A 22,724-nucleotide genomic window follows, 5' to 3' on the forward strand; every position below is an offset into this window, starting at 1 on the left:
CGCCAGCGTTGCAGCCGCGCCCGCCACCCGTGCCATGGCACGGCCGGGCTTCTGGCCCCTCGGGCTCGGCTTCGCGCTGACCGCGCTGGGGGCGGCGGTGCTGCTGACGAACCTGTTGCCAATCATGGATGCGCTCGGCGTGCCCGAGGGGCTCGCCATTCTCGCGGCCTCAACCATCGGACCGGCGCAGGTGGCGGGCCGGATCCTTCTGACGCTGGCGGGCGCACGCGCGGCTGCACGGGCCGTGACGCTCGGCGCCTTCCTCTTCATCTCGGCTGGTGCGCTCGCGATGGGCGCGGCCAGCGCGCTGCCTGCCCTGACCCTCGTCTTCGCGGTTGCCTTGGGCATCGGCAACGGCGTCATCTCGATCCTGCGCCCCGTCGTGATCCGCGAGGTGATGGGCGAGGCGGGCTACGGCGAAAGCGCGGGCGCGGTCGCGCGCCTGTCACTCTTTGCCTTCGCCATCGCGCCGGGGCTTGGTGCCATCCTTGCCGATCTCGCCGGGCATGGCGCGGTGATCGCACTTTGCGTCGCGGCCCCGCTGGTCGGCGCGGCGCTCTTGCGGCGGCTGCCCGCATGAAAAAGGGCGGCCCGAAAGGACCGCCCCGTCGATCATCGCATGAAAACCCGATCAGGCGGTGTCCGCCTCGATCACCTGCGGCCGGGCGCGGGTGATCTCGATCTGGCGCGGCTTCAGCGCCTCGGGCACCTCGCGCAGCAGGTCGATGTGCAGCATGCCGTTCTCGTGGACGGCCCCCGTCACGCGGACGTGGTCGGCCAGCTGGAACCGCTTTTCGAAGGCGCGCGTCGCAATCCCGCGGTGCAGGTAGGTGCGCGCGGTCTCGTCCTTGGCCTTGCGGGCGGTGACGACAAGCTCGGTCTCGCGCTGTTCGACGCCCAGCTCTGCCTCGGTGAAGCCTGCCACCGCGATCGAGATGCGATAGGCGTTCTCGTCGGTTTTCTCGATGTTGTAGGGCGGGTAGGTGGCGCTTCCGACGTCCTGCGTCATCACGCGATCCAGAAGATCGGCCATCCGGTCAAAGCCGACGGTGGCGCGGTAAAGGGGGGCTAGGTCGTAGCTACGCATGTGTCATCCTCCATTGAGCGACAACTGGGTTTCGGACCGCCCCTTGGTCATGGGCGCGGCCCCGTGGAACGCGCTGCGGCCCGGCTTGGCGGCACCGCTGCGCCACAGGGATCTGGGTGGGCCTGCGGCCGCTTTCAAGACCTCAGGGGCGCAGGAAGCGCGCGCCGATCCGGTCCCGCCCGCCGCTCGTGTCCGTCGCGCGCCGGACGATGACGCCGGCCGCGCCGCCGCCCGGACGGCCTGCATCCCGCGCCGCCATGAGCGTCGGCAGCAGGGCCGCGACATCGACGGCAAAGGACACGGGCTGCCCGTCCCGGTTCCCCACGGCCGAGACGACCGCCGCGATTTCCAGCCCGGACGGCGTGCGCCGCAGCACCGGCGCGCCCGACGACCCCTCGACCACCGAACAGGACAGGGCGGTCACGTCCCCCTCGCGGTCGAGGATGCGGCAGTTCTCTTCGATCGAGGCGTGGGACGCCCGGTCGCGCCCGTAGGAGACGATCGTCACGAGGTCCCGCGCATGACCACGCGACCCTGCCGGGATCGGCCGGACGGAGGCCAGCAGGATCGGCGCGTCCAGCTCCAGAAGCGCGATGTCATGGGCGACCGTGGCGGTGTCGGGCCGACCGCCCGTCATGTGCCAGTCGGGATGCAGAAAGGACCGCGCGACGCCGCGCACCGCCTCGGCATGGCCGTTGCGCAGGCCCGCGGCGAAGCGGAGCGCGCGGTCGTCGATCCTGCGATGCTCGGCGTCGAACAGGCAATGCGCCGCCGTCATCACGAGATCGGGCGCGATCAGCGTCGCCGAACAGAAGGAACTTGGGGCGTCGAGCCGCCCCACGGCAGCCCAGCCCCCGGCCTCGACCGGGGTGGTCAGCGCGCGCAGCGGCGCCTCTGCCGTCATCTGCGGCAGACGGCCCTGCGCCGCGGCGGCACAGGGCATCAGGACAAGACACAGGATCAGGCGAAACAGGCGCATGGAACCCCCGCGGTGGACGTGCGCCCACGCGGCTAGCATCCCCTTGTGTCGAAACTTTGGCCGGGCCGGGTCAGCGCAGGATCGGCACCGGCACCTCGCGCTTGCCCGGTGCATCGAGGCCCGCGGGCCGCGGCCCGCCGGTCGCCCAGTCGAGCAGTTCGACGGTATGGACGATCGGCACCTCGGTGCCCGAACCGATCTGCATCATGCAGCCGATGTTGCCCGCCGCGATGATATCGGGGCGCGTGGCCTCGAGCGTCTCGACCTTGCGCGCCTTCAGCTCCTTCGAGATCTCGGGCTGCATCAGGTTGTAGGTTCCGGCCGAGCCGCAGCACAGGTGGCTGTCGGCGGGTTCCACCACCTTGTAGCCCGCGCGCTTCAAAAGGTCCTTGGGATAGGTCTTGATCTGCTGGCCATGCTGCAGCGAACAGGCCGCGTGATAGGCGACGGTCAGTCCTTGCTGCGCCCCGTCGGGAAGGTCCAGCTTCATCAGCACCTCGGAGACATCCATGGCGATCTCGCTGACCGCCGCCGCTTCCGAAGCGAGTGCTTCGTTGCGGAACATGTGCCCGTAATCCTTCACCGTCGTGCCGCAGCCGCTGGTGTTGATGACGATGGCATCCAGCCCCTCGCCCGTCATCTCGCGGTGCCAGGCGCGGATGTTCTTGGCCGCGGTGGCGTGGCTTTCGTGCGTCTTGCCCATGTGATGCGTCAGCGCCCCGCAGCACCCCTGCCCCTCGGCGATCACCACGTCGCAGCCCAGCCGCGTCAGCAGCCGGATGGTGGCGTCGTTGATGTCGGTGTTGAGCGCGCGCTGCGCGCAGCCGGTCATCAGGGCCACGCGCATCTTGCGCGCGCCCTGCGCCGGGAACACCTGCGGATCGTCGTTGCGGCTGACCGGGGGAATGGTCTTCGGCGCCATCTCGAGCATCGCCTTGAGCCGCGCATCGGGCACAAGGAAGGCGAAGGGTCGCCCGATCTTCGCCCCCAGCAGCGCGATGCGGAACCGCGTCGGATAGGGCAGGATCTGCGCCAGCGTCCAGCGCAGCACGCGCTCGACGAGCGGGCGCTTGTAGGTCCGTTCGATATGCTCGCGGGCGTGATCGACAAGGTGCATGTAATGCACGCCCGAGGGGCAGGTCGTCATGCAGGCAAGGCAGCTGAGGCAACGGTCGATGTGCTTCACCGTCTTGGCGTCGGCGGGCCGCCCTTTCTCGAGCATATCTTTTATAAGATAGATCCGCCCCCGCGGGCTGTCGAGTTCATCGCCGAGAACCTGGTATGTCGGACAGGTCGCCGTGCAGAAGCCGCAATGGACGCAGGCCCGCAGGATCTCGTTCGACCGCTGGATCGCGGGATCGGTCAGTTGCTCGGGCGTGAATGTCGTCTGCATGTCGAAACCTTCAGATCAGCGAAAGGAAGACGAGGCCGAACAGCCCCGCCGCCCCGAGATAGACAAGGGTAAAGACCGCGCGCGCGGCCCAGACCCTTTCGAAGCGCCCGAGATAGAGGTGGTAGAGCATCCCCGCCACCGCCGCCGCGATCAGCCCCGTGGCGATGGCGGCCAGCCGCGGCGCGGGTATGCCGGCGACCGGGGCATCGACCACGATGGCCACGAAGATCATCACGACCGCCGCCACCAGCGCGCCCTGCGCCAGCAGCGCGCCACGCGGGCGGTCCGACATCAGGGCCAGCCCCGCGAAGAGGGCCGCCGAGGGCAGTGCCACGATCACGCTTTCTCCAATCATCCGGCTGCCCTCACGCGCCCATCAGCCCGGGGTTCAGGACGCCCCGCGGGTCGAACTTCTCTCGCAGGCCGCGCGACAACTTCGCCAGCGGCGCTGGCTCGGGCTGGAACGGTGCAATCCGCGCCCGCGTCTCCTCGGATGCGCGGATCAGCGTCGCATGCCCGGCGAAGGCGCCCAGCCGGGCGCGCAGGTCGGTGCCCTCGGGGACCAGCGCCCAGATCAGCCCGCCGCCCCAGTCGAACATCGCCTCGCCCCCCGTCCGGGCCGCGATCTCGGGGCCATCCGAGGGCGTGACCGAGATGCGCCAGACATCGCCCGCGCGGCCCGCGAAGCCGCTGACGTCCCGAATGCCGCGCCAGATCTCGGCGACCCGAGCGCCATCTTCCTCGACCGTGACCGCGCCGAAGGGGGCCATCAGCTCGGACAGCCGCCCGGCGCGGTACGCCACGCTGGCGACAAAGCCTTCGATCCGCAACATCGTGCGCCCCTCGCCCGGCAGATGCGCCGCCCCCGACACCTCGAAGGGCGAGCCGAGCGCGGTGGCCATCGCCTCCACCGCCTGCAGCGGGCTCAGGCCCTCGAGGCTCAACGAGGCCGCCGCCTCGGGTGCAGGCAGGACCTTGAAGGCCACTTCGCTCAACACGCCCAGCGTGCCCCAGGACCCGGCCATCAGCTTGACCAGGTCATATCCGGTGACGTTCTTCATCACCCGCCCGCCGTTCTTGACGATGGTGCCCGACCCGTCGACGAAACGCACGCCGATCAGGCTGTCGCGGGCCGCGCCCGCCTGGATGCGCCGCGGGCCGGCGACGTTCGCGGCGACTACGCCGCCGATGGTCGGCTCACCGCCGGTGCCCAGGAGCGCGCGGTGGTCCATCGGCTCGAAGGGCAGGCGCTGCCCTTCGGCGGCCAATGCGGCCTCGACCTCGGCCAGCGGCGTGCCCGCCCTGGCGACGATGGTCAGCGCGCCCGGCTCATAGAGCTCGATGCCCGACAGCGCGGCCACCGTCAGCACCTCGCCCGCGACGGGCCGCCCGATGGGCCGCGTGCCCCCCCCCACCACGCGCAGGGGCCCCTTGGCCCCCGCCACGATCTCGCTCAACTCGGTTTCGGTCGCAGGGCTCAGCATCGGCCTGCTCCTTCATCTTGGCAGGGAAACTCTCGGGGAGGGTCCGGGAGGGGCAGACAGCCCCTCTCGGCGGGGGGTCCGGGGGGCAGCGCCCCCCGGCGGGTCGACGCCGTCAGGCGGCGACCACCTTCTCACGACGCGGGCGCGACGCCTCCAGCGGGAAGACCTTCGCCGGGTTCAACAGCCATTTGGGGTCGAAGACATCCTTCACCCGCATCTGCGCCTCGAGATCCTCGGGCGCGAATTGCGTCGTCATCAGGTCGCGCTTCTCGATCCCCACGCCATGCTCGCCGGTCAGGCAGCCGCCCACCTCGACGCAAAGCTTCAGGATGTCGGCCCCGAAGGCCTCGCACAGCTCGAGGTCGCCGGGCTTGTTCGCATCGAACAGGATCAGCGGGTGCATGTTGCCGTCGCCCGCGTGGAACACGTTGGCCACGCCCAGTCCGTAGTCCTTCGACATCTCGCCGATGCGCTTCAGCACATAGGGCAGCGACGACACCGGGATCGTGCCGTCGAGGCACATGTAATCGTTGATCTGCCCCATCGCGCCGAAGGCCGACTTGCGGCCCAGCCAGATGCGCTTGGCCTCGTCCTCGGACTGCGCCTCGCGCAGCTCGACGGGGTTGTGCCTGCGGGCGATCTGCATGATCAGGCCCAGCTGCTCGTCGATCTCGGCGTCCGAGCCTTCGACCTCGACGATCAAGAGCGCCTCGCACATCGGGTAGCCCGCCTTGGCGAAGGCCTCGGTCGCCTCTATGCAGGGGCGGTCCATGAACTCGATGGCGACGGGCAACACGCCCGCCTTGATGATGTCCGAGACGACCTGACCCGCCACCTCGTTGCTGTCGTAGCCCATCAGCACGGGCCGCGCCCCCTCGGGCTTGCGCAGGATGCGCAGCGTGGCTTCCGTCACCACGCCCAGCTGCCCCTCGGAGCCGCAGATCACGCCGAGCAGATCATAACCGGCCGCATCCAGATGCGCGCCGCCGATCTCCAGCACCTCGCCCTCCATCGTGACCATGGTCACGCCCAGAAGGTTGTTGGTCGTCACCCCGTATTTCAGGCAATGCGCCCCGCCCGAGTTCATGGCGATATTGCCAGCGATGGCGCAGGCCAGCTGGCTGGACGGATCGGGGGCGTAGAAGAAATCCTCCTGCTCGACCGCGCCCGTGACGCTCAGGTTGGTGCGCCCCGACTGCACCCGGATGAAGCGGTTGTCGTAATCCGTTTCGAGCACCTTGTTCATCCGCGAGACACCAAGGATGACGCTGTCGGCCGTGGGCAGCGCGCCGCCCGCAAGCGAGGTGCCCGAGCCACGCGGCACCACCGGCACGCCCTCGGCGTGGCAGATGCGGAGCGCGGTTGCGACCTCGGCGGTCGTGGCCGGAAGCACCACCGCCAGCGGCGGGCATTTGTAGGCGGTCAGCGCGTCGCATTCATAGGCGCGCACCTCGGCCTCGTCGTGAATCACCGCGGCCTGGGGCAGTTCCGCGCGCAATCGCGCCACGATCCTGTCCTTGCGGGATAAAATCCCCGTATCCGGTGCCGGCATGTCCATGGCGCGCCCTCCTCGCTCGCGATGAATTGGTAAAGAAATATAACCAATATGACATGATGGCAATCAAAATCCGCCTGAGACATCAGCGCAGGTTGCGCTGCCCCCCGTTCAGGGCGCATCTGGCGGCATGGAATGGATCAAGGTTCTTCACCTTCTGGCCGTGCTCGGCTGGATGACCGGCATCTTCGCGGTGCCCCGCGCGATCATCTACTGGAAGCGCGAATACGCGCGGCTGGGCGAATTCGGGCCGACCGGCGACCTGACGATCCGCATCTACCGCTTCTCGCTCGGGCTGGGCGTCATCGCCATCGCAACGGGGCTGTGGCTCGGCTGGTTCTGGGGCTACCCGATCTGGGTCTGGTCCAAGCTCGGCATCGTGACGCTGCTGGCGGCGCATTACGGCTGGACCGGGCGGCTGGTGCTGCGCGCGCGCCGCGGCGTCTTCACCGAAAGCGACCTGTGGCTGCGCATCTTCAACGAGGTCAGCGTGCTGGGCGCCATCGCCGTGCTGATCATCGTGGTGTTCAAGCCGTTCTGACCCCTCCCCCGCTCACGGCAACAACGACGCCGTTTCCCGGCGCGGCGTAACGGTATACCCTCGGCCCAAGCCCCGGCCACCGAAGGATGACCGCATGAGCCCACGCGCCCTGATGCCCGATCACCTGCGGCTTGTCGCCCTGTTCGGCATCGTCGTGGTGAACGTGCAGTTCATGGCCTATCCGATCACCCTCGGGTTCGAGGCGGCCCCAAGCGCCACCACGCTCGACGATCTCGCCATCTGGGCGGTGAACGGTCTGGCCCTGTTCAAGAGTTACGGCCTGTTCTCCTTCATGTTCGGCGTCGGGCTCGCCTACCAGATCCGCTCGGCCGAGCGGCGCGGGCTTCCCTTCGGACGGCTCTATCGCAACCGCATGATCGGCCTGGCCCTGCTGGGCGTGATGCACGGGGTGCTGTTCTTCCCCGGCGACATCCTGCTGCTTTACGCGCTGGTCGGTGCGCTGCTCTATCGCTGGCGCGACTGGGCCGTGGGGCGGCTGGTGCGGACGGGTGCAATCCTTCTGGCCGTTCAGGTGCTTGTCGCCCTGCCCCTCGTGGTGCTGGCCCCGCCGATCGAGCCCGACCTTCTCGAACTCGAGCGCGCCATCATGACCGGCGGCACATGGGCCGAGGTGGCGACCTACCGCGCCGCATCTTTCGCCATCACCTTTCCGATCCTGCTGGTGATCCAGGGCATCGCGGCGCTGGGCTGGTTCTGCCTCGGGCTGGCGGCGGTGCGCGCCGGGCTGATCGACGACCCGCGCCATCCGCTCTGGGCCCGCGCCCGGCGGCTTTGCCTCGGGCCGGGCCTTCTGCTCGGGCTGACGGGCGCGGCGCTCTGGCAATGGGGCGACGGAGGGCTGGGCGAGGCGCTGACCGTTCTGTGCGCGCCCATCGCCACGCTGGGCTACCTCGGGCTGATCGCGGCATGGCCCGCCGGGTCGGGGCGGCTGATGCGCGGGCTGCGCAACATCGGCGCATCGAGCCTGAGCCTCTACCTCGGGCAATCGATCCTCCTGTCCACGCTCTTCGCGCCCTATGGCGCGGGGCTATGGGGGACCGTCGGGGCCGCCGAGGCCACGGGGATCGCGCTGGCGGCGACCCTCGTGCTGATGCTGGCAGTGACGCTCTGGCGGCGGGTCTTCGGCCTCGGGCCTTTCGAATGGGTGCTGCGCCGCATCACGCGGCACGGCGTGGCCCGTTCATGACCCTGCCCCTCAGCGACGCCCCTCGCGCAGCCAGCCCGCGACGGTCAAGGCCGCCGCCAACAGAAGGAAGACCCAGGCCGAAATGAGCGGCGTCACCGTCACGTCGGTGGTCAGGTAGGCATCGCGCGCGGTCAGACCGATCCAGCCCCGCCCGTTGGCCGTGCGCCCCTCGGAGACGCGGCGGATGTCGGGCATGCCGTCCTCCAGACGCATCACGGCCCCCGACAGCGGGTCGGCCACAGGCTCCAGCCGGGCCGCGCTGGCGATGGTCTCCTCGAACTCGCGCGGGGCGGCGGGGCCAAGCGCGATGACCCGCTCGCGCTCGCCCTCGCGCAGGCGATAGAGGCCCTGCTCACCGCCGTCGATCTCGGCCGTGAACCGGCCGGGCGCGGTCTGCTCGAGCGTGACCTCGGTCTCGCTGCCGTCGGGCGCGGTCACGACGAGCGCGCCGACCGTGTCGGCCAGCGTCCGGCGGGTCACGCGGATCGTCTGGCCATCGGCCTCGGCGACCAGCGCCTCCTCCTCGAGGTCCGGCTCGCCCATCATCCAATGCGCCAGCCGGCGCAACATCTCGAGCTGCGGGCCACCGCCCTCATAGCCGCGGTCCCAGAGCCAGGCGTGGTCCGAGGCAAGCAGCGCCACGCGCCCCTCGCCCACCCGGTCGAGCATCAGGAGCGGCGCACCGCCATTGCCGGTCATCACCGTCTGGCCCGCCTGTTCTGTCACCTCGATCTGGCGCATCCAGCGGCCCCAGGGCTGCGCGCTGTCGGAAAGCCCCTGATGCGCATCCTCCAGCCCCGCGGTCACCGGGTGCCGTTGGCCAAGCTCGGAAATCTCCGGCAGGAAGGGCGCCTCGATCACGCGGGCCGTGGGCCGCCCCGGCAGGATCTCGGACAGGGGCGTGCGGTAGAGCGAGGCCGCCGAGGCGTAGTCGGGTCCCGCGGCCAGCAAAAGCGCGCCGCCGTCTTCGACGTAGCGGCGGATGTTGTCGATGTAGAGCATCGGCAGGATGCCGCGGCGCTGGTAGCGGTCGAAGATGATCAGGTCGAAGTCATCGACCGACTCCATGAACAGCTCGCGCGTGGGAAAGGCGATCAGCGACAGTTCCGTCACCGGCACCCCGTCCTGCTTGTCCGGCGGGCGAAGGATGGTGAAATGGACGAGGTCGACCGAAGGGTCGGATTTCAGCAGGTTCCGCCACGTCCGCTGCCCCGGATGCGGCTCGCCCGACACCAGCAGCACCGACAGCCGATCGCGGATGCCGTTGATCTGGACGACGGCGGCGTTGTTGCGCTCGGTCAGCTCGCCCGGCGCTTCGGGGATGATGAACTGCACGACGTTCTGGCCCGCATGTTCCAGCGTCAGCGGCAGTTGCAGCGTCTCGTTCGTCGGAACCTGGAAGGTCCGCGACGGCCCGCCGTCGATGGCAATGGCGATCTCGGCCCGGCCCGAAAGGTCCGCGGGCACGGCCCCCTGGTCCTCGATCCTGAGCGTCATCATCAGCTCTTCGCCGATGATGCCGAAGGCCGGCGCGGTCTCGATCACCAGCCGCCGGTCCCAGTCGGTCTCGCGCCCCGTGATCAGCGCATGAAGCGGCGCGGGCAGATCGGGCACCAGCTGCGCGTCATGCAGCTGCCCGTCGGTGACAAGGATCGCCCCGGCGATGCGCGCGCGCGGCTCCTCGGCCAGCATGCGGTTGAGTTCCGCCATCAGCAACGTGCCCGCGTTGTCGGGCGCATCCGCGACGGTCGACAGCCGCATCTCCATCCCCAGCGCGGCGATCTCGGCCTCCAGCGCCTCGAGCGCGTCGGTTGTCTGGTCGGGCCGGTCGGCGATGCGCTGGCTGGCCGACTGGTCGGCCACGACAAGCACGATGTCCGACAGCGGCTCGCGCTCTTCCGATTGCAGCGAGGGGTTCAGCAGCGCCGCCAGCAGCGCCGCCCCCGCCAGCAGGCGGAAGGGCCAGCCGGACAGACCGCGCCAGACCGCAAGCGCCACGATCAGCAGCGTCGCAGCACCTAGCGCCCAGATCAACGCCATCGGCAGAAGCGGATCGAAGAGGATCGTCTGCGCCATGCCCTATTGCCCCAACCTGTCCAGCAGGGCCGGAACATGGACCTGGTCGGATTTGTAGTTCCCCGAGAGCACATGCATCACGAGGTTCACGCCGAAGCGCAACGCGATCTCGCGCTGCCGCTCGCCGGTCGCGCCCCGCCCCACCGGGTAGAGCGCGCGGCCCGTCTCGTCCTGCGCCCAGGCCGCGGCCCAGTCGTTTCCGCCGATCAGAACCGGCGTCACCCCGTCGTTGAGGTTGCGAAACGGCATCCCCTCGACCTGTTCGGCATCGGGGGCCGAGGCCTCGACCCAGACATCACGACTGAGGTGGCGGCCGGGGAAATCCTGCAGCAGGTAGAAGGTGCGCGTCAGAACATGATCCGGCGGGATCGGCTCGAGCGGCGGAATGTCGAGCGCGGCGGCCAGCGCGCGCAGGCGCCGCCCCTCGGGCGTGCCCGAGCCGAAGCTGCCGACATGGGCGTCGCGCGTGTCGAAGACGATCATGCCGCCCGAACGCAGGTAATCGTTGAGCCGCCGATAGGCCGCGGCGGAGGGCAAGGGCTGATCCGGCGTCACGGGCCAGTAGATCATCGGGAAGAACGCCAGCTCGTCACGTTCGAGGTCCACGCCCATGGGCGCGGCGGGCTCGACGGATGTGCGCTGCCACAGCGTGTTGGACAGGCCCTGAAGGCCTGCGCGGGCCATCTCGTCGATCTCCCGGTCGCCGGTCAACACATGCGCCAGCGTCACCTCGGAACTGGCGAGAAGCGCCAGTTGATCCTCGGGGCTGAGGCCGGTGCCGGTCTGCGCCTGCCCGCCCTGCGGCAGCGTCAGGACAAGCGCCAGAACGGCCGTGCCGCGGGCAAGCCCCGACAGCCGCCCCGCTAACCAGAGCGAGGCCAGCGCATCGACCAGCAGCAGGACCAGCGCGGCGGTCAGGAAAGCCGCCATCAGGTCGGTGGGCGCGATGACCTCCATCCCCTCGACCGGGATGGCGGCAGGCCAACGGGCCGCCGCAAGCACCGTGTCGGCGGTGATCACGTTGCGCGCGATGCGCCGGTCCTCGGCCGCGTAAAGGCCCGGCAGCAGTTCCGCCGACAGTGGCGCGGATGCCAGCATCGCCCCCTCCACCCCCGGCCGCGTGCCCGCGTCGCGCAGCGTGCCGAACCCGTCCAGCACTTCCTCGGGCGTCCAGACCGTGCCGTCGAGGTCGGCGGCATCCGGCGCGACAGGGCGCGTCGAAATGGCCAGCCGTTCCAGCATCTGCACGAACAGACCCGAAAGCGGCAGGGTCGACCATTCGGCATTCGCGGTGACGTGGTAAAGCACCACGGACCCCTGCCCATGTGCCGCCCGCGTCACCAGCGGCGTGCCGTCGGTCAGCGAGGCGATGGTGCGCGCGGCAAGCTCCGGGTCGGGCTGGGCCATGACCTGCGCGCTGACCTGCACGTCATCGGGGATCGACAGGCCGAAGAAGGGCGAGGTGTCGGGGAAGGGCCGCAGGCTCTTCGGCTCGCCCCAGCTCATCGCGCCACCCACGCTGCGCCCGCCCTCGCGCAGACGCACGGGCATCAGCGGCCCCGCGGCATCGCGCGCCACGTCCGAGGCGGCGAGCCGCGGACCGGCGAAGCGCACGAGCAGGCCGCCGGCCTCGAGCCAATCGGTCAACGCCGTCTCCTCGTCCGGCGAGAGCGTGGCGATATCGGCAAGGATGATCACATCGGGGCTGGCCAGCAGCATGTCGGCCAGCGCGCCCTCGATCAGGTCGGCGGTCGGCTCCAGCGCCTGCCGCAGGTAATGGAGCGGCGAAAGGAGCGCCTGTTGTTCGTCGTCAGCCCCGGCCGAGATCAGCGCGACCTGCCGGCGCTGGAGCGCATCATCGGCCAAGGCGACGGTGCCCGCGCCACGGATGCCCGCGACCTCGAAGCGGGTCACGCGGTTGCGCAGCTCGGGCGGCAGGTCGAACGCGACCTCGGCCTCGGTCGCGCCCGCTTCGAACGCGGCGGTCGCGCGCGCAAGATCACGCGGTATACCCGCGGGGTCGAGGCCATGGGCGATCACTTCGACACCCAGCGGCGTGCCCTGCCCGAGGCGGGTGACGGTCGCCCGCACGGCCCCATCCTCGAAGCGCGGCGGGGCAAGGGCCAGCACGTCGCGCGTGCCCAGGAAGACGGAAAGCGCGCCCAGATCGGTCAAGGCTGCGGTCAGATCGTCGCGGCCCGCGTGGTCGAGCCCGTCTGCGATCCAGTAGGTCTCGAGCGGCCCGTCGAGACCTGCGGCCCACTCGGCGGCGGCAACCATGTCGGGCGCGTAGGGCGCGGGCATCAGCGACGGCACCCGCGCCGCCCAGGCATTCGCCGACTGCAGCGGCAACGCGCCCGACGGCACGTCGGTCAACTGCACCAGCGCGACCGGACGGCCCGTGCGCTGCGCCTCGTCCAGCAGCAGGCCCGCCCGGTCGAGCCGGTCCGACCAGTCGCGCGCCGAGGCCCAGGAGCTGTCCATCAGGATCAGCAGCGGCCCCTCGCCCGTGCGCTCGGCTTGCGGGTTCAGCACCGGACCGGCGAAACCGACGATGGCGGCGGCCAGCGCCGCCATGCGCAGAAGCAGGAGCCACCAGGGCGTCTTGTCGGTCTGGCTTTCGTCGTCCTTGAGACCCAGAAGAAGCGCCACGCCGGGAAACCGCCGCCGGATCGGGGCGGGCGGGACCGCGCGCAGGATCCACCACAGGACCGGCAGCGCGATGAGCGCGGTCAGCAGGAGCGGCGTGGCGAAGGCAAGGCTTCCGATCATCGCGCGCCCCCCTCAGGGCCGGGCGACGGGTTTTGCAAAACCCGTGACACGCCCTTGCAAGGGCGTGATCCAGAGCCTTGCAAGGCTCTGGCAAATCTCTTGCAAGAGATTTGCGCCGCCCCGCTCATGCGCGCACCTTTTCGAGCGCCCGATAGAGCCACAGCAGCGTCGGCTCGGCCGCGTCGCCGGTGTGGTGCAGGTGGTAACGCCAACCGGTGCGGCGGCACATGTCCTGCAGCAGCGCCTTGCGCTCGGCGAGCCGGGCCAGATACGCCTCCCGCAGCGACCGAGCTTTCAGCGTCTCGAAGCGGATCGCGCCGGTCATCGACTCGAAGACGGTGCGCCCGTCATAGGGAAACGCCTCCTCGTCGGGGTCGAGCACCTGCACCAGCGCGCCGCGCACCTCGCGGTCGGCGGCACGGCCCAGCACCGCCTCAATCCCCGCAGGATCGCCCAGGAAATCCGAGAAGAACACAGCCCGGCTGCCCATCGGCATCACCTGCGGGCGCGGCGTGCCGTGATCGCCCGCCGCCTGCCCCTCCATCAGCGCCTGCGCCAGCCGCATCAGCTGCGCCGTGCCGCCGCGTGGCGGCTCGGCCATCTGCGTCAGGCCCACCCGTTCGCCGCCGCGCACGGCGAGGATCGCCAGCGCCATCGCCAGCGTCTGCGCACGGCGCAGCTTCGACGGGCGCGCCCTGTGCCCGGTGAAGGTCATCGAGGCGCCGTCATCGACGCCCAGCATCACCGATTGCGCGGCCTGCCACTCGGTCTGGCGGATGAAATGCCCGTCCGACCGGCCCGAGCGGCGCCAGTCGATCTGGCGATAGCCGTCGCCGGCCTGCGCCGGGCGGTATTGCCAGAACTCGTCGCCGGTGCCCGCGCGCTTGCGGCCATGGGTGCCCAGAAGCACCGTGGCGGCCAGATGCTGCGCATCGGCCATCAGCGCGGGCAGCGTCGCCGCCACCGCCTCCGAGCGCGAGCGCAGGGTCTCGGGCGTATGGAGCGCGGCGTCGCTCAAGCCGCGAGCCCGATGCGGGTGACGCGGGCGGTGACCTCGTCGATCACGTCTTCCAGCACCGCCCCCTCGGCCCGTGCGCCGAAGCTCAATGCCATGCGGTGACCGAGAACCGGCCGCGCCAGGTGCGCGACATCCTCGGGCGAGGGCGCAAGCCGCCCGTCCAGCAGCGCGCGGGCGCGCACCGTCAGCATCAGCGCCTGCGCCGCGCGGGGGCCGGGGCCCCAGGCGACGGTGCGCTTCACGATGTCGGGGGCTTCCTCGCCGTCGGGGCGACAGGCGCGGACAAGGTCGAGGATCAGCTCGACCACGCTCTCGCCCACCGGCATGCGACGCACGACACCTTGCGCGCGGATCAGCTCGTCGGGGGTAAAGACGGGCGTCGGCTGCGCCTCCGCCGTGCCGGTGGTGGCCAGCAGGATGCCCCGCTCGGTGTCGCGGTCGGGATAGGCCACGTCGATCTTCACGAGGAACCGGTCAAGCTGCGCCTCGGGCAGCGGATAGGTGCCTTCCTGCTCGATCGGGTTCTGGGTGGCGAGAACGTGGAACGGCGCGGGCAGGGGCTTGTGCTCGCCCGCGATGGTCACCTCGCGTTCCTGCATCGCCTGAAGAAGCGCCGACTGCGTCCGCGGCGAGGCGCGGTTGATCTCGTCGGCCATCAGCAGCTGACAGAAGATCGGCCCCTCGATGAAGCGAAAGGCGCGGCTGCCGTCCTGCGCCGTCTCCAGCACCTCGGACCCGAGGATGTCGGCCGGCATCAGGTCGGGCGTGAACTGGATGCGGTTCGCCGACAGGCCCATCACCGTCGACAGCGTGTCGACCAGCAGCGTCTTGCCCAGCCCCGGCAACCCCATCAGAAGCGCGTGACCGCCGGACAGCATCGCGGCGAGCGCAAGGTCGACCACCTCGTCCTGACCGATGATCCGCGTGGCGATGGAGGCCTTCGCCGCGCCAAGCCTGGCGCCCAGCGCCTCGATCTCGGCGACCAGCTCGGCGGCGGGGGCATCGGCGGCAACGACGGGGGTGGACATGGCAATGCTCCGCGGAATGATTATGTGGCTCACAGCTAACAGACCTATTCCGCCCATCACAAATGGCAAAGCGTGCAGGGGGACAAAAGAACGTGACGGACGCTGACAAACCGGGCACCGCGCAGTTGATGAAGACCGCGCAGGAGGCGGCGAAGACCGGCAAACTGCCGCCCGTCCACCTGTGGAACCCGCCTTTTTGCGGCGATATCGACATGGAGATCCGCCGCGACGGGACATGGTTTCACGAGGGCACGCCGATCGGCCGCGCCGCCCTGGTGCGGCTCTTCTCGACGATCCTGAAGAAGGAAGACGGCAAGTATTTCCTCGTCACCCCGGTCGAGAAGGTCGGCATCCGGGTCGAGGACGCGCCCTTTGTCGCGCAGGATTTCGAGGCCGAGGGCGAAGGCCCCGCGCAGGTCGTCACCTTCACCACCAATGTCGGCGACACCGTCGCCGCGGGCCCCGAGAACGCCATCCGCGTCGCGCGCGACGAAACCGGCGAGCCCTCGCCCTATGTCCATGTCCGCGCCGGGCTCGAGGCGCTGATCGACCGGAAAAGCTTTTACCGGCTGGTCGACCTCGGCGAGGCGCAGGAGGTGGCCGGCGAAGACTGGTTCGGCGTCTGGTCGGGCGGCGTCTTCTTCAGGATCATCCCGGTGCGCGAACTGGCGCTCTAACCGCCCGCCGCGATGCGCTCGGCGGCGCGCAGTGCAAGCGCGTGGATCGTCAGCGACGGCCCCTCGCCCCCACCCGACGTGGGGAACAGGCTGGCATCCGCGATCCACAGATTGCCGTGATCATGGCTGCGGCCATGGGCATCGGTGACCGAACTGGCGCTGTCCACGCCCATCCGGGCGGTCCCGAAGACATGGGTCGCCGCGAACCGGTCCCAGGACGACACCTGTTCCAGAAGCTCTCCGCCACCGGCCTCCTGCAGCAGGGCGCGGCCCCGCGCCGCCATGTGGCGCAGCAGGGTCAGGCTGTTGTCGGTCAGGACGGAGGACACCACCGGCAGGGGCACGCCATTGGCATCCCGCCGCTCGGCGTGCAGCGTGACGCGGCTGCGCGCGTCGGGCAGCACGGCACCGATGGCCCCGACGGTCACGGCCGAGCCGAAGACGGCCCGCAGCCGGGCCTGGAAGGCGGCCCCATGCCCCGGCACCAGCCGCGAGGCATAGGAGGCGGGGCCGCTCAGCCCGCTTTCCAGCACGGAGGACGTGTAGCGGCACCCGCCGATGGCCCCCGGCACACCGTCGGGCGCGTTCTCGGCCCAGCTGACGGCATCGGCCGGCAGCCCCTTGTGGCTGTCGGTCAGCCCCGGCACCAGCGCCGTGCCGAGCCAGCCGAGCGTTTCCATGAAGTTGCGCCCGACCTGCCCCGAGCCGTTGGCCACGCCCTCGGGCACGTCGGGCGCAGCACTCGCCAGCAACAGCCGCGGCGTCTGCACCGCCCCGGCGGCCAGCACCAGCACGGGCGTTTCCTGCCGCGCGGTCAAGCCGTCCCGCACGACATGCACCGCCGCGATGCGCCCGCCGGGCGCGGTCTCGATCCGCGTCACCTCGGCCCCGGTCAACACCGTCAGACGCCCCGTTGCCTCGGCCTGCCGCAGGAAGGTGACATCGGCGGAGCCCTTGTCGCCCAGCGGGCAGCCCCGGCTGCACTGGCCGCAATAGTTGCAGGACGGTCGGCCGTCCATCGGCTCGGACAGGACGGCGCGGCTGTTGGCCTCGAAGGGCAGGCCAAGCCGCGCGCCCGCCTCGACCAGACGCCGCGCGGCGGGGTTGAGCGGGTGGGCCGTCTGCGGGAAGGGCGCGGTCCGGGGGCGGCCCGTCTGCATCGCGGGACCGGCGACGCCGATCAGCCGCTCGGCCTGGTCGTAATAGGGCGCGAGATCGTCATAGGAGAGCGGCCAGTCGCCCCCCGCGCCGTGGTCGCGCCTCAGGTGGAAGCTGCCGGGGTGCAGGCGCTGCGCCTCGCCCACGTAATGCAGCGTGCTGCCGCCGACACCGCGGACATGGGAATAGCCGGTCGTGGCCAGCCGCACCCGCCCCGGCGCGCCGCGGGGCCGGACGGCGTTGTAGCTCTGCAACCCTGCATCCGCTGGGTCGAGCGCGCCCAGATCACCATAGAGGATATCGCCCCGGCTGCCGGGCGGGGCGGGAAACAGCCGCCGCTCCCAATCGGTCTGCGTCATCGGGTAGTCGCGCGCCGGATCGAAACGCGGCCCGGCCTCGAGCAGCAGGACACGCAGCCCGGCCTCGGTCAGGGCGAATGCCGCCGCCGCGCCACCAGCGCCCGAGCCGACGATCACGACGTCGGGCCGATCCGTCACGCCGCGCCCCATGGCGGCAGGTAGCCCGCGGGCTGCGGGGCGGGGTTCAGGGGAAATCCGACGCGCGCCTCGGGCCTGACATAGTAAAGCTCGCCCGCGAACAGCCGCAGGACATGGTAGAACCGTCCCGGTATCTCGTCATAGGGGGCGGCCGCCATCCACGCGACCACCTGCGCCTGCGCGTCGACCGGCATCGCGGCGAAACCGCCGGGCTGCCCCCCGGCTTGCACGTCGTCAAGCCAGGCCGTGCCAAGCGAGATGAGCCGCCGGAAATCCGTGCCCTCGGGGGCAAGCGCCTCGATCTCGGCGGCGATGCCCAGCGCCGAGGCAGGCGGCGCCCCCGCCTCGCCCGGCAACAGGATGTCGACATAAGCCTCGAGCGCCGAGCGGGAGACGGGTTGCGCCACGGCTGCAGGCATTGCAAGGCCCGCGACGGACAGGGCGGCAAGCTGCATCAGCGCCTGCCGCCGTGTCGGAGTCATGGGGCCACGGCCAGCGATCGGTTCAGACTGGTATCTGCTCAAAATCGGTGCCCTGCCCCTCGCAGCCGTGTCAAACCGGCGGCAGTTCCATCCGCGGCTCGAGGAACTGGTAGCTATGGATACCGAGGAACCCGCCCACGTCACCGTTGAAGCCGAAGGTCAGGCCACCCTGCGCGTAATTCGTCAGGAAGCCGCCCACGCCGAAGGCGCCGGAACCGTCGAAGTCGAAGCCAAGACCAAGCTGACCCGCGATGTCACCGTTGCCGGTGAAGCCGACCAGCCGGACATCGCCGGCGTCACCACCCTGCAGGCCGATGTTGAACGATAGGATTGCGCCCTTCACATCGCCCGCGGCATCGACCTCGGAGCGGATCACGCCCACCGCGGCGCTGGGCCCGTTCCCCTGCGCGCCGAAGGTCCAGTTCAGACCGGCAAAGAGCGCGGTTTCGTCGGTGCCGGAGGCAATTGCGACAGGGCCTTGAATTGACTTGCCCGCCTGCGCCGACAGCGGCAGGGCGGCAACGAGAAGGGCTGCGAGAGACAAGCTGCGCATGGTTCGATCCTCATGGTAAATAATATCTTTCGACAATATCCAACACTGCTCAACAAGACACAACCCGCCGTCGCGGTTCCTGTTGCACTGATGTCGAAATGCCATGGCCCACGCGCATGTCAGGCAAACCCGACCTGCCGGATATCGCCCGGCCCACTGCCGCGCAGGCTGTGGGAGGCGGGCTGGCGACACCCGTCACCTCGACCGCGGGCATCGACCGCGCCCCGAATCGGCTGTTGGGGTGCCCTCAGGCTGCGGAACTCGCACGGCGCGCCGCCGGGCGGGCCCTTGCGCGGCGGCGGCCCTGCAGGGCGGCCCCGATACGGGCCATCTCGGCCTCGGCCGCGGCCATGTCGGGAACCGGGACGACACGCGCGGGCAGGTCGGCCATGCGCTCGGGGGCATGCACGATCTGCCCCGACAACAGGATCTCGACCTCGGGCCGCGCCTTGGCCATCGCGGCCAGCAGACGCCGCAAGGCGGGATAGGAGTGATCGCCCGAACAGCTCAGCCCGATCACCGGCCGGTCGTCGCGCATCATGCGCTGCAACAGCTCGTCATGGCTCAGCCCGACCAGCAGGCTGACATCCCACCCGTTGCGGCGAAACAGGTCCGCGGCCATCATCACGCCCAGCGTATGCTGCTCGCCCGGCACCGCGCCGAAGATCGCGCCACGGGCATGGTGGAGGGAGGCCGCGCCGCGTTCGGCCGGCAGGCGGCGCAGGATCGCCTGGATCCGGGCACTGGCCAGCGCGACCTCGGTAAAGGGCAGGCGGTCGCGGTCCCACAGATCGCCCAGACGCCGCGCCGCGGGCGCGAGATGCTCGAGGCACAGATCCCCGACCCCCACGCCCGCCTCGAGCAGGTCATCGACCAGCAGCGACGCGGCCAGATCATCCTCGTCGCAGAGCGCATAGGCCATGGCGGCGGCGCAGGGATCGCCGAGGATCGCCAGCGCATCCCCCGTGCCCTCGCCGGGGCGCATGTCGGCGCACAGCCGGGCCAACGCGCTTTCGGCAAGGCCCGACAGGAGCGGGTGCATCGCGGCGCAGTCGCGGGTGGCGGCAGAGACGGGATCGGTCAGGGTCTTTTTCACGGTCGGTCATCCATCGTGTGCGGACCGGTATCGGGCGGAGCCGTCCAGACCTGCGCGCTGTTGGGTCTGTGTTCGACTGTATACCGACGATTGTGTCAATCAAGATTGACATTTCGAAAATCCGTCAGCGACTCGTTTTCCAGCGCACAACGCAATGAAAATGTTTGTGAAATTTTCTTGCGAAAACGCTCCCGCTCGAGATGTTTTCGTTAAACGGCCGCCGCCCGGCACTGCGCCTCGATTCTGTCAACCTGACTGGACAGGCTGCGCCGTCGGCGGTGATTGGCGCTGCCGCGCGTTGCCGAGGGCACCGGCGGCACCGGCGGCGGCAAGGACACGCCGCCGGTCGCTACGGGGCGGCCCGCGTCCAGGTCGCGGGCCAGCCTTCGGACCGGACGGCAAGCTGAACATGGCGCATGAAGGCACGCGCCGGTTGCGACATCGGCCGCACCGTCGAGACCGCGAAGGACGCGCGATAGACGAATTCCGGCGCGAAGGGGCGGATCGCCAGGTCCTCCTCCTGCTGCCGCAGCAGGGGGAAGGGGCAGATCACGGCCACGCCGACCCCGTGCCGTGCCAGCGTGATCGCGCTGACGCCGGTCGCCACCTCGGCCACGGTGCGGGGCCTGACGCCCGCCTGCGCAAAGACCCGGTCCAGCCGCGTGCGCACCATGTGCCGCCGCATCAGGGCGATATGCGGCTGGCCGTGGAGGATCTCGGGGGTGATCACGTCATGGCGGGCAAGCGGATGATCGCACGCCATGACCGCGACCGCACAGGTCCGGTGGAACGGGATCAGCTCCATCGCGGAATGGGTCAGCTCGGCCAGCGTGAAGCCGAGGTCGATGGTATCGTCCACCAGCCGGCTCACAAGACCGTTCGACGTGCAGGTCTCGAGCGAGATCATCTGGCCGGGGTTCTGCTTCATGAACCCAGCCATCGCGCGCGCAAGGAACCGATGCCCCAGCGTCGGGGGCGCGGCAAGCCTGAGCGGCTGGCTTGCCGGATCGGCGGGGTCGGTCCCGTCGAGATAGGACAGCGCGTCAAACAGCCGGTCGAGCCGGTCGTTCAGGCGCAGCGCTTCGGCGGTGGGGCGCAACCGTCCGCCACGACGCTCGAACAGGGTCACGCCGACATTTCCCTCGAGCTGCGCAAGAAGGCGGCTGACGGCGGGCTGCGAAATGCCCAGCCGATGCGCCGCCGCCGTGACGGTGCCCGAGGTCATGACCGCGCGCAGCACCTCGTATTCACGGATCGACGCGCGTGGCCGCATGGCCGCCCCCTCCCCCGCAAGCCCCCATCCCGAGGTTCATGCAAAAACCTTATGGGTGCATAACACGCAAACATGAAGTTTCCAATTCCCACGGCAAGCGCCTCGGGTAGCGTGCCCGCGTCACCAGTCGAACAGGTGCCGCGCAGCGAACACGGCCCGCCAACAGAGGAGACCACCCCACATGTCCAGCCCCGTCCTTCGCGGCCTGGCCGTTGCGGCGCTTGCCGCCGCCATCCCGGCCCTGCCGCTCGCGGCCCAGGAATTGCGCATCGGCCTTGCGTCCGAGCCGTCCTCGGCCGACCCGCATTTCCACAACCTCGGCCCCAACAACCAGCTGCGCCGCAACATCTTCGAATCGCTGGTCTTCACCGACGAGGCGCAGCAGCTGGCCCCGCTTCTGGCGGAAAGCTGGGAACCGGTCAGCGACACCAGCTGGCAGTTCAACCTGCGCCGGGACGTGACATTCTCCGATGGATCGCCCTTCGATGCCCATGACGTGATCTACACCGTCTGCCGCATTCCCGGCGTGCCGGATTCCCCCTCGCTCTTCACCACCTACACCGGCGGCATCACCGGCATGGAAGCGCCCGATCCGCATACGCTGATCGTCCACAGCGCCGAGCCGTACCCGCTGATGCCGACCGAATTCTCGACCTTCGGGATCATCTCGGCGCGGGCCAACGGCGTCGATGTCTCGACGCTGGAATTCAGCACCGAGGGCTGCGGCGACGATCTGCCGGTGCCCGCGACACAGGCCTTCAACGACGGCTCGGCAGCCATCGGCACCGGCCCCTTCCTGCTGGAAAGCTTCCGCCGCGGCGAGGGGATCGAGCTGGTCCGCAACCCCGGCTACTGGGGCGAGGCCGCCCCGTGGGAGCGGGTGACGATGCTGCCGCTTACCTCGGCCGGGCCGCGGGTGGCCGCGCTGATCGCGGGCGACGTGGATTTCATCGAGAACCCGCCGCTGCAGGACCTCGAGCGCCTGCGCTCCGACGATGACCTGCGCGTCGTGCAGGGCATCTCGAACCGCGTGATCTACATCCACCTCGACCATGCGCAGGTGCCCTCGCCGATGATCACCGGCACCGACGGCGCCAACCCGCTGCAGGACATCCGGGTGCGCGAGGCGCTGACCATCGCCATCAACCGCGATGCCATCGTCGAGCGCATCATGGGCGGCGTCGCCGTCTCGGCGGGCGAGCTTCTGCCGCCCGGCATGTTCGGCGCGCATGTGGACGGCGACCTGCCGCCGCGCGGCTTCGACGCCGAGCGCGCGCAGGCGCTTCTGGCCGAGGCGGGCTACCCGGACGGGTTCGGCATCACCATCGGCACGCCCAACGACCGCTACATCAACGACGCGCAGGTCGCTCAGGCCGTGGCGCAGATGTGGTCGCGCATCGGCGTGGCGACCGAGATCGACGCCTCGACCGCCTCGACCTTCTTCTCGCGGCGCAACGCGTTCGAGTTCTCGGCCTATCTTGCAGGCTGGGGTGCGGGCACGGGCGAGATGTCCTCGCCGCTGCGCGCGCTTCTGGCGACGCGCAACAGCGACCTGGGCCTGGGCGGCACCAACCGCGGGCAGTATTCCAACCCCGCGATGGACGAGATCCTGCTCGAGGCGCTGCGCACCGTCGACGACGCCGCCCGCGAAGACCTGCTGCGGCAAGCCTCGCGCATGGCGATGGACGATTACGCGATCATCCCGCTGCATTACGAAGTGACGCCCTGGGCGATGCGCGCCGCCGTCGATTACACGCCGCGCGCCGACCAGTACACGCTGCCCTTCCTGATCACGCCGGTCGAGTAAGGCACCGTCACCCAAGGGCCGCGCGGGCACCCGCCTGCGCG

20 protein-coding genes are annotated in these 22,724 nt (G+C 70.0%); 5 read left to right on the top strand and 15 right to left on the bottom strand.

Going from position 1 to position 22,724, the window contains the following annotated elements:
* On the top strand, positions 1–580 hold a 580-nt coding region (locus QQK83_RS09265), incomplete at its 5' end, for an MFS transporter (protein WP_465250984.1).
* A gap of 51 nt (positions 581–631) precedes the next feature.
* Here the strand turns inward: QQK83_RS09265 and QQK83_RS09270 are convergent.
* From QQK83_RS09270 to QQK83_RS09295, 6 genes are all read right to left on the bottom strand, one after another.
* Positions 632–1,087 carry an Hsp20 family protein gene (locus QQK83_RS09270; protein ID WP_284263605.1) on the bottom strand — a complete coding sequence of 152 codons (456 nt, stop codon included), beginning with the start codon at positions 1,085–1,087 and terminating at the stop codon, positions 632–634.
* Positions 1,088–1,229: 142 nt separating this feature from the next.
* Positions 1,230–2,066: a trypsin-like serine peptidase gene (locus tag QQK83_RS09275; protein ID WP_284263606.1), complete on the bottom strand. Its 837-nt coding sequence runs from the start codon at positions 2,064–2,066 to the stop codon at positions 1,230–1,232.
* A gap of 70 nt (positions 2,067–2,136) precedes the next feature.
* Positions 2,137–3,459 carry a glycolate oxidase subunit GlcF gene (gene glcF / locus QQK83_RS09280; RefSeq protein WP_284263607.1) on the bottom strand — a complete coding sequence of 441 codons (1,323 nt, stop codon included), beginning with the start codon at positions 3,457–3,459 and terminating at the stop codon, positions 2,137–2,139.
* Positions 3,460–3,469: 10 nt separating this feature from the next.
* On the bottom strand, positions 3,470–3,814 hold the full coding sequence (locus QQK83_RS09285) for a hypothetical protein (RefSeq protein ID WP_284263608.1): 345 nt from the start codon (positions 3,812–3,814) through the stop codon (positions 3,470–3,472).
* A gap of 10 nt (positions 3,815–3,824) precedes the next feature.
* Positions 3,825–4,940 (bottom strand): FAD-binding protein, encoded by a 1,116-nt coding sequence (locus tag QQK83_RS09290; RefSeq protein WP_284263650.1) that lies wholly within the window; start codon positions 4,938–4,940, stop codon positions 3,825–3,827.
* A 115-nt stretch (positions 4,941–5,055) separates the two neighbouring features.
* On the bottom strand, positions 5,056–6,501 hold the full coding sequence (locus QQK83_RS09295) for an FAD-linked oxidase C-terminal domain-containing protein (protein ID WP_284263609.1): 1,446 nt from the start codon (positions 6,499–6,501) through the stop codon (positions 5,056–5,058).
* 127 nt (positions 6,502–6,628) lie between these two features.
* Here QQK83_RS09295 and QQK83_RS09300 point away from each other — a divergent pair, with 127 nt between their 5' ends.
* Together QQK83_RS09300 and QQK83_RS09305 are read left to right on the top strand one after the other, a co-directional pair.
* Positions 6,629–7,039: a CopD family protein gene (locus QQK83_RS09300; RefSeq protein ID WP_284263610.1), complete on the top strand. Its 411-nt coding sequence runs from the start codon at positions 6,629–6,631 to the stop codon at positions 7,037–7,039.
* A gap of 94 nt (positions 7,040–7,133) precedes the next feature.
* Positions 7,134–8,246 (top strand): DUF418 domain-containing protein, encoded by a 1,113-nt coding sequence (locus QQK83_RS09305; RefSeq protein WP_284263611.1) that lies wholly within the window; start codon positions 7,134–7,136, stop codon positions 8,244–8,246.
* 9 nt (positions 8,247–8,255) lie between these two features.
* Here QQK83_RS09305 and QQK83_RS09310 read toward each other — a convergent pair whose 3' ends face one another.
* The 4 genes from QQK83_RS09310 to QQK83_RS09325 form a co-directional block, all read right to left on the bottom strand.
* The gene (locus QQK83_RS09310) at positions 8,256–10,322 is read right to left on the bottom strand and encodes a hypothetical protein (protein ID WP_284263612.1); all 2,067 of its coding nucleotides are present in this window, start codon (positions 10,320–10,322) and stop codon (positions 8,256–8,258) included.
* Between the two features lie 3 nt (positions 10,323–10,325).
* Positions 10,326–13,094, bottom strand: a complete 2,769-nt coding sequence (locus QQK83_RS09315) for a DUF4159 domain-containing protein (RefSeq protein ID WP_284263613.1) — start codon at positions 13,092–13,094, stop codon at positions 10,326–10,328.
* Between the two features lie 124 nt (positions 13,095–13,218).
* Positions 13,219–14,112, bottom strand: coding sequence for a DUF58 domain-containing protein (locus tag QQK83_RS09320; RefSeq protein ID WP_284263614.1), 894 nt, complete (start codon positions 14,110–14,112; stop codon positions 13,219–13,221).
* The gene (locus QQK83_RS09325) at positions 14,109–15,140 is read right to left on the bottom strand and encodes an AAA family ATPase (RefSeq protein ID WP_284263615.1); all 1,032 of its coding nucleotides are present in this window, start codon (positions 15,138–15,140) and stop codon (positions 14,109–14,111) included. The genes QQK83_RS09320 and QQK83_RS09325 overlap by 4 nt, the downstream gene beginning before the upstream one ends.
* Before the next feature lie 128 nt (positions 15,141–15,268).
* On the opposite strand from QQK83_RS09325, the gene QQK83_RS09330 reads away from it, so the two are divergent.
* Complete coding sequence (locus QQK83_RS09330) at positions 15,269–15,817, top strand: DUF1285 domain-containing protein (protein WP_284263652.1); 549 nt, start codon at positions 15,269–15,271, stop codon at positions 15,815–15,817.
* Here QQK83_RS09330 and QQK83_RS09335 read toward each other — a convergent pair.
* From QQK83_RS09335 to QQK83_RS09355, 5 genes are all read right to left on the bottom strand, one after another.
* Positions 15,814–17,472, bottom strand: coding sequence for a GMC family oxidoreductase (locus QQK83_RS09335; RefSeq protein WP_284263616.1), 1,659 nt, complete (start codon positions 17,470–17,472; stop codon positions 15,814–15,816). The two genes, QQK83_RS09330 and QQK83_RS09335, sit on opposite strands and share 4 nt — an antisense overlap.
* Positions 17,469–17,954, bottom strand: a complete 486-nt coding sequence (locus QQK83_RS09340; RefSeq protein WP_284263617.1) for a hypothetical protein — start codon at positions 17,952–17,954, stop codon at positions 17,469–17,471. Before QQK83_RS09340 ends, QQK83_RS09335 begins: the two co-directional genes overlap by 4 nt.
* A 70-nt stretch (positions 17,955–18,024) precedes the next feature.
* Positions 18,025–18,507 (bottom strand): hypothetical protein, encoded by a 483-nt coding sequence (locus QQK83_RS09345; RefSeq protein ID WP_284263618.1) that lies wholly within the window; start codon positions 18,505–18,507, stop codon positions 18,025–18,027.
* A 247-nt stretch (positions 18,508–18,754) separates the two neighbouring features.
* Entirely contained in the window at positions 18,755–19,603 is an 849-nt protein-coding gene (locus tag QQK83_RS09350) for a cobalamin B12-binding domain-containing protein (protein ID WP_284263619.1), read from the bottom strand.
* 349 nt (positions 19,604–19,952) lie between these two features.
* Positions 19,953–20,876 (bottom strand): LysR substrate-binding domain-containing protein, encoded by a 924-nt coding sequence (locus QQK83_RS09355; protein ID WP_284263620.1) that lies wholly within the window; start codon positions 20,874–20,876, stop codon positions 19,953–19,955.
* A 181-nt stretch (positions 20,877–21,057) separates the two neighbouring features.
* Between QQK83_RS09355 and QQK83_RS09360 the strand changes: the two genes are divergently transcribed.
* Entirely contained in the window at positions 21,058–22,683 is a 1,626-nt protein-coding gene (locus QQK83_RS09360) for an ABC transporter substrate-binding protein (RefSeq protein ID WP_284263621.1), read from the top strand.
* Positions 22,684–22,724 lie beyond the last annotated feature (41 nt).

This window comes from Roseicyclus amphidinii, from assembly GCF_030163755.1.
GTDB classification, from domain to species: domain Bacteria; phylum Pseudomonadota; class Alphaproteobacteria; order Rhodobacterales; family Rhodobacteraceae; genus Roseicyclus; species Roseicyclus amphidinii.

Excerpts from the sequence above, each read along its gene's own strand:
- QQK83_RS09270 (WP_284263605.1), bottom strand. The coding sequence starts at position 1,087 with ATGCGTAGCTACGACCTAGCCCCCCTTTACCGCGCCACCGTCGGCTTT.
- QQK83_RS09275 (WP_284263606.1), bottom strand. The coding sequence starts at position 2,066 with ATGCGCCTGTTTCGCCTGATCCTGTGTCTTGTCCTGATGCCCTGTGCC.
- glcF (WP_284263607.1), bottom strand. The coding sequence starts at position 3,459 with ATGCAGACGACATTCACGCCCGAGCAACTGACCGATCCCGCGATCCAG.
- QQK83_RS09285 (WP_284263608.1), bottom strand. The coding sequence starts at position 3,814 with ATGATTGGAGAAAGCGTGATCGTGGCACTGCCCTCGGCGGCCCTCTTC.
- QQK83_RS09295 (WP_284263609.1), bottom strand. The coding sequence starts at position 6,501 with ATGGACATGCCGGCACCGGATACGGGGATTTTATCCCGCAAGGACAGG.
- QQK83_RS09300 (WP_284263610.1), top strand. The coding sequence starts at position 6,629 with ATGGAATGGATCAAGGTTCTTCACCTTCTGGCCGTGCTCGGCTGGATG.
- QQK83_RS09305 (WP_284263611.1), top strand. The coding sequence starts at position 7,134 with ATGAGCCCACGCGCCCTGATGCCCGATCACCTGCGGCTTGTCGCCCTG.
- QQK83_RS09310 (WP_284263612.1), bottom strand. The coding sequence starts at position 10,322 with ATGGCGCAGACGATCCTCTTCGATCCGCTTCTGCCGATGGCGTTGATC.
- QQK83_RS09315 (WP_284263613.1), bottom strand. The coding sequence starts at position 13,094 with ATGATCGGAAGCCTTGCCTTCGCCACGCCGCTCCTGCTGACCGCGCTC.
- QQK83_RS09325 (WP_284263615.1), bottom strand. The coding sequence starts at position 15,140 with ATGTCCACCCCCGTCGTTGCCGCCGATGCCCCCGCCGCCGAGCTGGTC.
- QQK83_RS09330 (WP_284263652.1), top strand. The coding sequence starts at position 15,269 with ATGAAGACCGCGCAGGAGGCGGCGAAGACCGGCAAACTGCCGCCCGTC.
- QQK83_RS09340 (WP_284263617.1), bottom strand. The coding sequence starts at position 17,954 with ATGACTCCGACACGGCGGCAGGCGCTGATGCAGCTTGCCGCCCTGTCC.
- QQK83_RS09345 (WP_284263618.1), bottom strand. The coding sequence starts at position 18,507 with ATGCGCAGCTTGTCTCTCGCAGCCCTTCTCGTTGCCGCCCTGCCGCTG.
- QQK83_RS09355 (WP_284263620.1), bottom strand. The coding sequence starts at position 20,876 with ATGCGGCCACGCGCGTCGATCCGTGAATACGAGGTGCTGCGCGCGGTC.
- QQK83_RS09360 (WP_284263621.1), top strand. The coding sequence starts at position 21,058 with ATGTCCAGCCCCGTCCTTCGCGGCCTGGCCGTTGCGGCGCTTGCCGCC.